The organism is Telluribacter humicola (assembly GCF_017355935.1).
GTDB classification, from domain to species: Bacteria; Bacteroidota; Bacteroidia; order Cytophagales; family Spirosomataceae; genus Telluribacter; species Telluribacter humicola.
This window is the reverse complement of the sequence record NZ_JAFIQT010000001.1, coordinates 1,421,628-1,435,439: the sequence shown is the minus strand read 5'-3', so window position 1 is coordinate 1,435,439 and position 13,812 is coordinate 1,421,628. Positions and strand designations below refer to the sequence as shown.

Annotated in this window: 14 protein-coding genes; 13 read left to right on the top strand and 1 reads right to left on the bottom strand. The window is 34.6% G+C overall.

Going from position 1 to position 13,812, the window contains the following annotated elements:
- Nucleotides 1–75: 75 nt before the first annotated feature.
- The 11 genes from JUB14_RS06220 (at nucleotide 76) to JUB14_RS06170 (ending at nucleotide 11,416) form a co-directional block, all read left to right on the top strand.
- Nucleotides 76–903, top strand: a complete 828-nt coding sequence (locus tag JUB14_RS06220) for an FkbM family methyltransferase (protein ID WP_207505004.1) — start codon at nucleotides 76–78, stop codon at nucleotides 901–903.
- 2 nt (nucleotides 904–905) lie between these two features.
- Nucleotides 906–2,363: an oligosaccharide flippase family protein gene (locus tag JUB14_RS06215; protein WP_207505003.1), complete on the top strand. Its 1,458-nt coding sequence runs from the start codon at nucleotides 906–908 to the stop codon at nucleotides 2,361–2,363.
- Nucleotides 2,332–3,048, top strand: a complete 717-nt coding sequence (locus JUB14_RS06210; RefSeq protein WP_207505002.1) for an FkbM family methyltransferase — start codon at nucleotides 2,332–2,334, stop codon at nucleotides 3,046–3,048. The genes JUB14_RS06215 and JUB14_RS06210 overlap by 32 nt, the downstream gene beginning before the upstream one ends.
- A 12-nt stretch (nucleotides 3,049–3,060) precedes the next feature.
- A complete protein-coding gene (locus JUB14_RS06205) occupies nucleotides 3,061–3,972 on the top strand; it encodes a glycosyltransferase family 2 protein (protein ID WP_207505001.1) in 912 nt (303 codons plus the stop codon).
- Entirely contained in the window at nucleotides 3,939–5,072 is a 1,134-nt protein-coding gene (locus tag JUB14_RS06200; RefSeq protein WP_207505000.1) for an O-antigen ligase family protein, read from the top strand. Before JUB14_RS06205 ends, JUB14_RS06200 begins: the two co-directional genes overlap by 34 nt.
- A 45-nt stretch (nucleotides 5,073–5,117) precedes the next feature.
- A complete protein-coding gene (locus JUB14_RS06195; RefSeq protein WP_207504999.1) occupies nucleotides 5,118–5,990 on the top strand; it encodes a class I SAM-dependent methyltransferase in 873 nt (290 codons plus the stop codon).
- On the top strand, nucleotides 5,959–7,164 hold the full coding sequence (locus tag JUB14_RS06190; RefSeq protein WP_207504998.1) for a glycosyltransferase: 1,206 nt from the start codon (nucleotides 5,959–5,961) through the stop codon (nucleotides 7,162–7,164). Before JUB14_RS06195 ends, JUB14_RS06190 begins: the two co-directional genes overlap by 32 nt.
- Before the next feature lie 4 nt (nucleotides 7,165–7,168).
- A complete protein-coding gene (locus JUB14_RS06185) occupies nucleotides 7,169–7,900 on the top strand; it encodes a glycosyltransferase (RefSeq protein WP_207504997.1) in 732 nt (243 codons plus the stop codon).
- 55 nt (nucleotides 7,901–7,955) lie between these two features.
- Complete coding sequence (locus JUB14_RS06180; protein WP_207504996.1) at nucleotides 7,956–8,711, top strand: glycosyltransferase family 2 protein; 756 nt, start codon at nucleotides 7,956–7,958, stop codon at nucleotides 8,709–8,711.
- An 88-nt stretch (nucleotides 8,712–8,799) separates the two neighbouring features.
- The gene (locus tag JUB14_RS06175) at nucleotides 8,800–9,810 is read left to right on the top strand and encodes a sugar transferase (RefSeq protein WP_207504995.1); all 1,011 of its coding nucleotides are present in this window, start codon (nucleotides 8,800–8,802) and stop codon (nucleotides 9,808–9,810) included.
- Nucleotides 9,811–9,925: 115 nt separating this feature from the next.
- Nucleotides 9,926–11,416: a capsule assembly Wzi family protein gene (locus tag JUB14_RS06170; RefSeq protein WP_207504994.1), complete on the top strand. Its 1,491-nt coding sequence runs from the start codon at nucleotides 9,926–9,928 to the stop codon at nucleotides 11,414–11,416.
- Between the two features lie 86 nt (nucleotides 11,417–11,502).
- On the opposite strand, the gene JUB14_RS06165 is transcribed toward JUB14_RS06170, so the two are convergent.
- Nucleotides 11,503–11,892 (bottom strand): HIT family protein, encoded by a 390-nt coding sequence (locus JUB14_RS06165; RefSeq protein WP_207504993.1) that lies wholly within the window; start codon nucleotides 11,890–11,892, stop codon nucleotides 11,503–11,505.
- 222 nt (nucleotides 11,893–12,114) lie between these two features.
- Between JUB14_RS06165 and JUB14_RS06160 the strand changes: the two genes are divergently transcribed.
- Nucleotides 12,115–12,798 (top strand): 3-keto-disaccharide hydrolase, encoded by a 684-nt coding sequence (locus JUB14_RS06160; protein ID WP_374757806.1) that lies wholly within the window; start codon nucleotides 12,115–12,117, stop codon nucleotides 12,796–12,798.
- A 114-nt stretch (nucleotides 12,799–12,912) separates the two neighbouring features.
- Complete coding sequence (locus JUB14_RS06155) at nucleotides 12,913–13,791, top strand: hydroxypyruvate isomerase family protein (protein WP_207504991.1); 879 nt, start codon at nucleotides 12,913–12,915, stop codon at nucleotides 13,789–13,791.
- Nucleotides 13,792–13,812: the final 21 nt, after the last annotated feature.

Below are 13,812 nucleotides of genomic sequence, written 5' to 3'. Positions count from 1 at the left end.
TTATCAATATTAATGAAAAAGTCCCTGTCATATACAGGGACTTTTTCATTAAGTTTTATTTAATATAATTATAATATGTCAATAATAGATAAGATTATAACAAAGATAAAGTCAAAGTTATTACGTAAACATTTACAAGATGTTTATGAAATAATAAAAGGCGGGGAGGTTTTACTTTATATTTCAGCATATAAAGGATTATTTAAAATGGATGCAAGATCACATATCTTTAAACGTATAATAAATTATAAAAGTTTTGAACCAGAAAATGTAGAATTTATTGAAAAATATAATAGGTATGATTTTGTAGATGTAGGAGCCAACATAGGATTATACTCAGTCCTTTTTTCAAAACTTGCAAGCAAAGGCAATAGGAAAGTTTTATCAATAGAACCAAATCCAGAGGCTTATAAATATTTAGAAATAAACTTAAAGTATAATAAAGATACTCATTTAACAAATAATTATATTTATAAAGGCATAGTGACAAATAAAGAAGGCAAATATATATTAAACCATATAAAAGGACTTTCAGAGTTTTCTAGCACTAAAGAAATAAGTCATCCTGGAGTCCTAAATAAAGAAATAAATAAAATTGATGTCTTTGGTGAAACTTTGGACAATCTAATAACTTTACATGCATTAAGGCCAGGATTGATAAAAATTGATGTTGAAGGTGAAGAATACAACGTGTTATTAGGTGCTATAAAAACAATCCAATTATACAGACCAATAGTTATGATTGAAATAAATGATTTCGATCATAAAAAGAAAGATATAAGCGAACCAATATTAAATTATTTTTTAAAAGAGAAATATAAAATATTTGATTTAAACTTAAAAATAGCAAAAAAACCATTTATTGGGGATTTTTTTTGCCTTCCAGATGAATTTCATTTGTAAAAATGTTAAGCAAAATTATATTAAATTTTTCAGGACATTCAGCTAGGATGCTGACTACTTTATTAGCAACGCCATTATTAATAAAGTTTTTGGGTATAGAAATTTACGGATTGTGGAATTGGTCAACAAGTATGGTTGCAATAGTTCAATTGGCTGAGGGAGGCTTAAGTACAGGAGTATTATACTTTTTATCTAAAAGTGATTCAAAAGAAGAAAAAAATTGTATAATAACCTCAACAATATTATTAATATGTATTTCAGCAGTATTAGTAACAACGATTATATTACTATCAGCTCCATTTTTAAAATCATCAATCAAAGGTATAACTTTAAGCCAATGGATAGAAATAGAATATATATATAAATTAGGGATTTTAGTAGTAATACAAAGAATTATACAAAGTTTTTTATGGGCGGTACTTCAATCAAAGCAACAATATAAGTTTTACAATATTATTATAACAGGACAATTAATTATACAGAATCTCATTTGGTTAATATTAGGAAAGAACGGAATCCTATATTTGCCATACTATACATACACCAGCATAGCTGTAAATATAGTTTCTATAATTATATTATTCGTATACACTTGGGATGAATTTAAGTATTTTAAATGGCATTTGAAAAAAGAAACAATTAAAGAATTCTTAAACTATAACAAAAGTATAGTAGGTAGTAGTTTAGGTTCAGCTTTTTTCGCACATGGTGATAAATTATTAATCGCAGAAGTACTTGGACCTAATACTTTAGGAGTTTATGTAATTTTCACAAATATAAATATTCAATTAAATCAATTGATAGCACAAGCAATACATCCCATATTCCCATTGGTAAGTTCGACACTAACAACAACTATTTCAAATTTAAATTCATTAAAGCAATCAATATATAAACTATATTCCATAAACATTTTCCTTTCAATAATTGGGTCAGCAACTTTAATGACATTTGCAGAATATATATTAAAATATTTCTTAAAAGATTATTATAATATAGATTACCTTTACCCATTTTATATTATGAATATTATATATGGGATTTATACATTGGCAGTAACAGGCCATTATATATTACTGGGAAAAGGAAAAAGTAGAAAAGTAATGAAATTAACATTATTATGCGGTATCCTTTCATTAATTTCAATATATATTTTATGCACAAATTATGGACTCTATGGAGCTGTATTAGGCAACTTTGTATATGTCTTCATACTTAAACTATTATTGGATGGCATGTCGTTATTATATACAGAAGAAACGCAATGGTTGGGCTTATTACTTAAAGCAGCTCTACTCTTTTTAATATATGCGCTAATAATCTTTTCTTTCAATACTTCTTTAATAAATACTCTCATATCCTTTTCCATATTTATATCATCAATAAGCTTTTTATTATTTCCAAAGATTCTAAATATCCAACAAATACATGAAAAGTATTTTAAAAAATATAATAAATAGGGTAGGTTACGATATAAATAGATATCCAAGCATTAATCTAAAAAGGAGACTTTTTTTATTGCAAGACAATAAAATAAATACAATAATAGATGTAGGTGCAAATATCGGACAATATGCAACAGAATGTTATAGAATAGGATTTGAGGGCAGAATTGTATCATTTGAGCCATTAGAGGATGCCTATCAAAAATTAGAAGAAAAGGCAAGTAAAATAAAAAATTGGGAAACGATAAAATCAGCATTAGGGGACAAAGATGAAGATGCATTCATTAATGTATCCCAGCTACAAGTTAGCAGTTCGATATTGCAGATGAATAATACGTATATAACTAACTCGTATAGCAATGCAAATTATATTAAAAAAGAACAAATAAAAGTTAAAAAATTAGATACAATATTCTCAGACTACTTCGATCCAGAGAATGAAAATATATTATTAAAGATAGATGCACAAGGCTATGAGGACAAAATTATAGAAGGTGCAAAAAAGAGCATGAACTCTATTAAAGGAATACAAATTGAAATGTCATTAGTTGAACTTTATCAAGGTGAAACCTTAATAGTACCAATGATAAACAAACTTCATAGACTAGGTTATGAATTAAAAAGCTTTGAACCAGGATTTTACAATCCCACTACAACAGAGCTTTACCAAATAGACGGCCTTTTTTTTAGAGGTAAATAAAGGATCAATAAAATGAAAATAGCAATTGTACTAGCAATCCACAATAGTTTAGATTATACAAAATTATGTTTAATAAATTTATCAAATTTATTAAACAAGGTTGAAAATTTTATTTCTTATGAAATAATTATTATAGATGATGGCTCCGTTGATGAAAGTGAAAAATGGATTAAGGAACATTTTCCAAATATCCATATATTAAAAGGCAATGGAAGTTTATGGTGGAGCGGTGCTATGAATAAAGGTTTAAAGTATTCATTTAATGTATTATCCTGTGATTACGCTTTATGTTGGAACAATGATATAATAGCTGAGAAAGAGTATTTTAATAACTTACCGCATGAAATCAAAAGATTAAATAAATTGGAATTTCTATGCTCTAAGATATTATATAAAGATAAAAATGATAATGATATAATCTTTTCCTGTGGTTGCAGATTTAATACTCATACAGGTTTAACAACAATCATTGGAAATAAAGCATTAGATTCTGACTTGTACAATCACTATGAATATGTTGACTGGTCAGGAGGCATGGGTATGCTTATAACTAGGGACCTGTATGAGAAAATTGGACCATTCAATAATAATAAGTTTCCTCAGTATAAAGGTGATGCTGATTTCTGTTTAAGAGCAAAAGAACATGGATTCAAATTAATGTATTCCCCAAATTTAGTTATTTACAATGACCCAACTCATTCGGGCATTAATAACAAGTATGATAATTTAAAACTAGGTATTCAATTATTATATAGTAAACGATCTATATACAATTTAAAGCTTAATTATGATTTTTATATGACACATTGCAGAACAAGAGGTATATTGTTAGGCCTTACAGTAACGTATACACGATACTTTATTTTACTTTTAAAAATATTTGCAAACAAATGGATAAACAACATAAACTTTATATATTTCTAGGTTTTTTGTTTGGATTGCCCAATATTTGTTTAGGCTTATTTCCCAACTTTAAGGGATTATCGTTAATTCCATTAATTATCTTGACAATATTATTCTTTATAAAGAAAAAATTACTTATACCAAGATTAGTACTGTTTTTTTTTCTATTCATTTTGTTTTTCGTTCTTATTTCGTTTTTAATATCCTCTAAAAGTGAGTATTCTATCTATAAATTTGAAATGATTTTAATAAAAATACTTCCAATTTTATTTTTAGGACTAATAATTGGATGTAAAATAGATTTTTTTTTAAAAGGATATGTTTTTTGTGGCTTCTTTTTTCTTATTTTAATATTATTTTTTGTATATACGAAGCCAAATATATTTGCTGCCAATAATAGAATATATATTGGGAATTTAAATCCAATATGGATTTCAAGAATTACTTGCGAACTAATCCTTGTAGCAGGAGTAATTCTAAAAAATAGAACAATTACATTTATTATACTGTTACTTTCCACTCCAATTATATATTTTGCTGGATCAAAAGGACCTTTACTTTCTCTTTTAATTGTTTATATAATTTATTTTTATTCAAATTTCTCAACTATTACAGCTACCAATAACTTTAATAAAAAGTATTTCATTGTTTTGACTCTAATTACCATTCCAGCTTTATTAATTTTATTAAATAATTTACAATCAAACCAATTCATTACACAAAGATTTTTCAGGTTTGTTCCAGACTATGCTATTGGAGAAGATTATGAAACAAGTAGAGTTGTAGTATGGCCTAGAACTTTGGGTTTAATCATAAGCAACTTAGATAGGCTTTTCCTTCTAGGATTAGGAATCGGTGACTTTTCTTTATTATATACTGGAATGATTTCTAATTCACGTTACTACCCACACAATATTCTTCTTGAGCTAATTGTAGAATTAGGAATTTTATTCACAACGATATTATTTATTTTTGTTATTTATATTATTAAAAACTTCGGCAATAATAATAACAAATATCTTTTATACTTTTTTATTATTAACTCGATGTTTTCTGGGGATATTATTTTAAATGAATTCATTTTTTTTTATTTAGGTACGATGGCAATAAATTCTAATTGATTTTTATCTTCAAAATCTTTCCATAGCCTTTAATTCTTAATAGCAATGAGTTATCCATATCTAGACCAATTTAGTAAATATATTAAAATTGATAAAAAAAACTTAGTTGAAGCTTTTGAAATTGAAAAAAAATTCAACATTGATATCCAGTCTGAAACCTCATTTGAAAAAAGAAAAGAACTTTACAAGTTAGTATATTCCAATGTTCATTCCTTGTATGGCAAGGATAGAATCCTTGATTATAAATCAAGAATCTTAGAAAAGAAAAAAGTTTCTTTTCTATTTAAGAAAGAATTCAAAGATAAATCTATTCTGGATGTTGGATGTGGAGATGGAGCACTCCTATATGCAATACATAACAGCTACTCTCACAAACTTCTTATGGGTATCGATATATCTACAATCACTCCAACTGATATTTCAGACAACATCAAATTTATTAATGAAGACATTATAAAATTTGATATTAAGTATAAATTTGATGTAGTAGTTTTAGATAATGTATATGAACATATTTCTAAACGTGACAAGGATTTTCTTCTGGACTCAATATCTAATGCTGTTAAAAGAAATGGTAAGGTTATTTTTCTTGTTCCCAATAAGTTATTTGGTCCTTGGGACGTAACAAGAATATGCGACTTTACTTATTCAGGCAAAACAACTCCAATGGGCACACACTTAAATGAAACCACTTATTCTGAATTAATAAACGAGCTTTCTAGCCGTGGATTTTCAAACTTCTCAACTCCTTTACCTATTCGTAAAATTAAATTTCTTCTCTTTTTCATTAGGTTTCCTGCTAAGTGGATGTGCTATATAGAAAACAATAGACTTCTACTTTCGATTGTTAAAAAAATAAAATTTATGCAAAAACCAATTTTTAGATTTGAAACAATTCTTATTGCTACTAAATTATAAAATTCCATATTTCGGTATGAAGAAGGTCCTCTACATAACATTTGAGAGTTTAGAGAATGACTCTATACTTCATTCCCAGGTTGTAAGTTTAGTAAAGCAGCTAAATAATGAGTATTTAATTGATATTATTACGTTTGACTCCAGCCAATTTATAAAACAGTACCCGGCTTCTACTGGTTTTATATTCTTTAAAAGAAGGAGCTATTTATTATCAGTTTTTACATTAACAGCTTGGCTCTTCAAACACAGAAAGAGATATCATCTCCTGCATATAAGAAGTTACCTACCTATGTTTGCTGTCGCTATTTTTCGCCTATTTATAGATATTCCCATAATCTTTGATATGCGTGGCGTAATGGCACATGAATTTTTACTAAGATCTAAGTCAAGTACTTCTTTTTCAAAGAAGCTTCAGTACTATATTAGCTTTCTCGTCTTCCTAGTAGCGGAAAAGCTATTTATCAATATATGTGACGCCATAGTTGTAGTATCCCACCCTTTCTACAATTATGTGCAAAGGTGGAACTTTCGGCGATCTCCTATTCATGTGATTCCTACTTTCATCGAGCCCATACGCGATACATCGTCTCATAATCAAGGCTATCATTTTTTCGATAGTTCGCATAATACCTTTGTATATTCTGGCTCCATTGATGTCTGGCAGCAATTTCCTAAAGTATTAGAATTATTTTCGTATATATATAAGTTCAATCCTCACTCCCGCCTTTTAGTTCTTACTCCTCAGGTCGAAAAGGCGGCAATGCTTGTATTAGGGACTTTACCAGCGGGTTCATATCATATTACTAAGGTTAAAAGCAGTGAGGTAAAAAACATACTTTCATTATGCGATTATGGTATCCTTCTAAGAGAAAACAATTTAGTTAACCTCGTTGCTGCACCTATCAAATTTGCTGAATATATAGCATCTCGTCTTAAAGTTATTATCACAGATAATATAGGAGATGCCTCTGAGCATGTTACTATTAATGACTTTGGCCTTATACTTGAAAATCTTGAATCTGCAACTATCATTGATTTTGTAAAGACTAATACGGATAAGTTAAAATGTAAGGAAAAGCTTCCACCACATAAGGTAAAAGCTTTATTAGATTCCACATATAGTCTGGAGACAGCTACCAGTAGATATAAAGATTTATATATTTCACTTATTTGACAGTATGGAGCGCAGTACCATTTCCGTCTGCATAGCAACATATAACGGTGGAAATTACATTTTGGACCAATTGAGTTCTATACTACCTCAACTGGACGTTGATGACGAGATTATAATCTCTGATGATTCTTCAATAGATAATACCGTATTTTTAGCTGATAGTCTAAAAGATAAACGAATTAAAATTTTCAAGAATAATAAGTTTAGGAGTCCTATATTTAACTTTGAACATGCAATCACTCGTGCCTCTGGCAATTTGATTTTTCTTTGTGATCAGGATGATATCTGGCTCCCGAACAAAGTAAGCACTTTCCTTGAATTCTTTGAGAGGACAAATGCAGACCTTCTAGTCTCAAATTGTTCAATTGTTGATAAAGATCTTAGCATTACCCATCTTTCTTACTTTGACTATTATAAAATATCTGGGAAGGAAAGGTTTATTCATAGTTTTCTAAGCAATCCTTATCTAGGTTGTTGTTTGGCTTTCAAAAGAATTGTTCTAAGAAAGATTCTTCCTTTTCCTGCCTATATCCCTATGCACGATATATGGATTGGTATGATTTGTGCCATTTACTATAAAGTTGAATTTATACAGGATGTTACGATGCTATACCGAAGGCATGAATCTAATGCAACCCCCTATACAGCAACACAAAAAAGCAAGAATAGTCTATTAACTAAAATCCATTTTAGACTTAATATGCTGAGAGGCTTGCTTTTAACAATTGTAAGGTGACTTTGACACCTTTTAATGCTTTAAATTTTAATTAATCTATTTTCAATGATAATTGATGTCACTACCTGTATCTATTATTACAGTTGCATATAATAGTTCAAGTACTATCAAAGAGACTATAAATTCAGTACTTTCTCAACAGGTAGATTCTCTTGAATACATCGTTATAGATGGAGGCTCCACCGATGGAAGTATCGATATTCTAAAGCACTTCAATGATAAGATTAGCCGGTGGATTAGCGAGCCTGATAACGGCATTTACGATGCTATGAATAAGGGATTACGTCTAGCTACTGGAGAAGTTATTGGATTTTTAAACTCTGATGATCTATATGCTAATAAAAATGTACTAATAAAAGTTATGAATATTTTTGATACCAATCCAGAAGTAGATATAGTATACGGAGATCTCATATATGTGGAATCAGAGTCTACTACTAGTAAAGTACGTTACTGGAAGTGTCAAAATTATTATAATGATTTCTTTGAAGACGGCTATGTCCCTCCTCATCCTTCCTTCTTTGCCCGAAGTCACGTATTTAAGAAAGCTGGCACATTCGACCTTAACTTCAAACTTGCCGCTGATTACGAACTAATTTTCCGAATGTTAAAGCTATACAACTTCAAATCTATTTATTTACCCGAAGTACTTGTACATATGCGACTTGGTGGAGCCACAAACAAATCTTTTAGGAATATTTTAACAGGCAATACTGAGATTGTACAAATTTGGTTGAAGCATAAGCAACCCATTCCTTTAAAATTTTGGGTAAGGAGATACTTACTAAAACTAAATCAGTACTTTACCTAACTATACCGTTCGATAAATAAAAATTAAACTTAATTTTATTTACTTATATTTAAGTATAATTTCGGGCACAATCCACATGCCTTCGCGTATGAACAGAACTTCTACCCAGACTCATACATCCAGAACCTACACCCATCGGTTGAAAAGCAAAATTGCTATGTCGAAGGAAGTTCTGATTATCACCAGTTATGACTATTTTCTGGATAAAAAAGGGCTTGTTTATCTTCTGAAGCGGTATAGTGAGATCATACTAGTTCCCCGCACTGTAGATGATGATTATCTATTAAATCAGACGGTACGACCTCTACTTGTAGATTATAGTAAAATTCATCTCATTGTAAACCCTATCTATGACGAAAAGTACCACATTGTGTATGATTTAATCGCCCATAACAATAAAACAATCCGCATTACTACTGTATTTGATTTCTGTGAGAAGTACCTTCATAAAATCTACATCCCTCATTCTGTACTGGAGGAAAACCCAACTATGCCGGTAAAGCCTCAGTTTAATTACCAGGTACGTATAGCTAAACAATGTATTGACTTTATCTTTTCGGCTCTACTTATTCTTTTTAGCTTCCCTGTATGGCTGCTCAGCATAGTTAAAATAAAGAGAGAGTCACCCGGACCCGTTTTTTATCATCAGGAGCGGGTAGGCCTCAAAGAACAGCCTTTCGGCTGTATTAAATTTCGCTCTATGGGGCTGGATGCCGAAGCAAATGGCGCTGCTTTTTCCAGAAAACGTGATACCCGTGTATTTGAATATGGTGCTTTCATGAGAACAACCCGTATTGATGAGCTACCTCAGCTCCTGAATATATTCAGAGGACAGTTGTCACTGGTGGGGCCTCGGCCTGAGCGTCCGGTATTTACCCAAACGTTTGAAGAACTAATCCCGTACTACAATCTCCGCCACAACGTAAAGCCTGGACTTACAGGCTATGCTCAGGTGATGTATAGCTATGGAGCAGGTGTATATGATGCACGTCACAAGCTCATGTATGACTTGTACTATATCAAAAACTGGAGTCTGGCGCTTGAGATTAAAATTATCTTTCTGACCACTTTTGTTATTATCAACCGCATGGGGCGGTAACTGATATATTGGTTTAATACAATTTTTTGCCATTCATTATACCTGCTACTTTTCTGGAATATGCCTCCTATTGTTACTTTTGTAGATAACCCATCCTAAAAGGATATTCTTATTCATGAGCTTGGTACGCCTGTGTGCTTCTATCTTCTTCCTGCTGTCTTCATTACCTCTATTCGCCTGGCGTAGTAGCTTATCAGATACCTCCCACAATTATATAGAACTAGCAGCATTACAATCCTCCATTGATCGTACTCCCTTCTGGCATCAGGCCAATCAGTTTGGTATAGTCCCTCGTGAAGGCTCCGTCATAAGCCTACGCGCGGGAGTGGACAAGCTATGGACATTATCTACCAAAAGCTTAGCTACCAACAGGTGGAAGGCTGGTTTTGGCATGGAGGCCGTTGGAAACACTTTTTTATACAACAAGCCAGGTATATCTACTAAGTCTGGTATTTTGCTACCCCAGGCGTACGGTACTGTGCGCCATGGCAACTGGGAGCTATATGCAGGTCGCAAGAAACAATATATAGGTCTGGCTGATAGTACGCTGGGAACTGGATCATACGCCTGGTCAGGTAATGCATTACCTATTCCTAAAGTGCAGCTGGGTCTGACACAATTTACCACCGTACCATATACTCATGGGTGGCTGGCTGTACAGGGATTTGTAGCGCATGGTTGGTTTGAAAACAACCGTCCTATTACAAAAGATTTAAAATTTCATCAAAAAGCGCTTTACTTCCGTTTAGCCAACCCCAATGGCAACCTAAAGCTTTACGGAGGGATGAATCACCAGGCTCAGTGGGGTGGAAAAACTCCCTATGAGACTACTGAAAGCCAAATGCCTAATCGGTTCTCTGATTTCTTACGAGTAGTTATAGGAGACCCATTCTCCCCACCAGCAGATAGCTCATACCACAGCTTTGATAACGCGAGAGTAGGCAATCATCTGGGAACGGTAGACCTGGGTCTTGAACTGGAAGGGTACGGCGTGACCTGGTTCCTATACCGTCAGAATATATATGAAGATGGATCGTTGTTCAGACTTAAGAATATTAAAGACGGTTTGAACGGAATTAGGATACGCCGCAAGAATTTTTACGGGGCCAACTTTGAGTTGGCCGAAGGACTTTTTGAGATTTTGTATACAAAGAACCAGGCCGGTACTGAATTCATATTTAACCAAGGTGTCTTTGGCCGTGATAACTACTTCAACCATGCTCAGGTACGTGATGGATGGTCCTATTATGATCGTACTATAGGTACTCCTTTTATTCCTCCCACAACTGATACCTCTCCACTCTGGCCAGCATACAGTTACACCAGCAATAACCGCGTGTGGGTGCTGCATCTGGGCCTGAAAGGTACCTTTTTTCAGAAATACGTATGGAGCACCAAACTCTCCTACTCCAGCAATGCCGGCACCTATGACCTACCTTTCAAGGCCGAGCCCACTCAGTTTTCGGGCTTACTGACCATAAAGCGAAAAGTGGGTTGGCTAGGAGGTAATACTTTTCTTCAAGGCTCCATCGCAACGGACGTAGGAGAGTTATACCGCAACTCTACCGGTTTTATGCTTAGTATTCGTAAAGAAGGACTTTTCTAAGTTTAGAGTATATAAGTAGGGAATGGATAATGCGCCCCTCCCGCCTCCAATGAGCCGAAAGTTCTTTTATCTATCAACTTATAGACTTACAAAAAGCTCCTGATTTTGGCCGCTGTTTCGGCTAGATCCTCCTGCGACATCTTTATCTTCTTGTTGAAGTTCATGTCATCCATGCTGTTGATGGGGATAAGGTGGATGTGGACGTGAGGTACTTCCAGCCCAATTACACTCACTCCAATGCGGCGACAGGGAACTGCTCTTTCCAGGGCCGGAGCGATCTGCTTCGCAAATTGCATCAGCCCCAGATATTGGTCATTGTCCAGGTCAAAAAGGTAGTCCACTTCTTTCTTAGGAATAACCAGAGTATGGCCGGGAGCTACCGGAAACACATCGAGTAAAGCCAGATAATCGTCTGTTTCCGCAACTTTATGGCAGGGAATTTCACCTGCTACTATTTTAGAAAATAGGGAAGCCATGTGTATGTTAAAGGTTAAAGTATATAGGTCCGGGTAGATATATCCTTGTTAAATATGCTATCAATAGGGCAGCGGGGACATAGCCGGTCTTACCCCTGATTCCCTGCCTATTTCTTATCCGAACTGCACAAAGTAAAACAAAAATTAGCTTTTTAGGGGTAAATAAGATAGGTTTCGACGTTTTACAACAAAAACAGTATTATACGTATTACTATGAAGAAAATGTTTGTATTGGGAGCTATGCTGGTAGCTCTTGTTGCCTTTCAACCGACGGAATCATTCGCTCAGAAAAAAGGCAAATGGGTAACCCTCTTTGACGGAAAGTCATTTGATAACTGGAAGAGATGGAAGGGTGGTGAAATTAATAAGTGGGCGATCGAGGACGGTGCCATGGTTCTTACTGAAAAAGGTGGTGGCGACCTGTTAACCGTAAATCAATACGGCGATTTTGAACTAGAACTGGAATGGAAGATCAGCGAAGGTGGTAATAGTGGTGTCATGTACCACGTACAGGAAGGCGAGAAGTACTGCTGTCCTTACGCTACCGGCCCCGAAGTACAGGTACTGGACGATGTTAAGCATCCTGATTCATTTGCCGGTAAAGACGGTAATCACAAGTCGGGCTCTCTGTATGATATGATTCCTCCCAATGACCTGAAGGTAGTAAAACCTGCCGGAGAGTGGAACAAGATGCGGATCGTAGTCAATGACGGTAAAGCTCAGCACTACCTCAATGGTAAGAAAGTGGTAGAATACTCGACCACAGGTCCTGAGTGGAATGCTCTGGTAGCCAACAGTAAGTTTAAAACCTGGAACGGTTTCGGCGCTTTTGATAAAGGCCACATTGCCCTGCAGGACCACGGTGATAAAGTGTGGTACCGCAATATTCGTATCCGCGAGCTCTAATCTGCAAAGAATAAGAGTAATTGTATTTTCAAAAGAAGTAGCTGGTGAGTGCCGGTTACTTCTTTTGGTATACTAAGAAGATATATATTCATAACCCGACTCAATACGCTGCTAATGAAGTCAAATCGCAGAGACGCTGTCAAAAAGATGGCCGGACTGGCCGTAGGAATGCCTGTGGCCGAATCACTACGTGAACATATGGAAGCTACTAACCGAGTACTTGGTGCTGAACTGAAAGGACGTATAAATCACTCCGTTTGCCGCTGGTGCTACGGCAAGATCCCATTCGAGGAGCTTTGCAAAGCAGCCAAGGAGATGGGTATTAAGTCCATCGAACTGACGGGTCCGGAAGAGTGGCCTATTCAGAAGAAATACGGTCTGGACTGCGCTATGCCCTGGGGTGCTAATAAAAACCTGTCCGATGGCTTCAATGATCCTAAATTTCATGATGAGTTGGTAGCCAGTTACGAAGCACATATACCTAAGGTAGCTGCTGCTGGTTATAAAAACCTGATCTGCTTCTCGGGCAACCGCCGGGGCATGAGTGATGAGCAGGGTCTTGAGAATAGTGTGAAAGGCCTGCAGCGTCTGATCAAAACGGCCGAAAAGCATAAGGTAACGCTAGTCATGGAGCTACTCAACAGCAAAGTGGACCATAAGGATTATATGTGCGACCATACCGCCTGGGGAGTAGAACTTTGCAAGCGCCTCGGCTCGGAGAACTTCAAGCTTCTCTATGACATCTACCACATGCAGATCATGGAGGGAGATATCATCCGGACGATCAAAGATAATATCCAGTACATTGCTCACATCCATACGGGAGGAGTACCGGGACGTAACGAGATTGACGAGACCCAGGAGCTATACTATCCGACCATCATGAAGGCCATTGTAGATACAGGCTACAAAGGTTACGTAGGTCAGGAGTTTATCCCGAAGCGCGATCCGCTTACTTCCCTCAAGCAGGGCGTGCAGATTTGTGATGTGTAGTTTGTAAATAAGAAAAGAAGG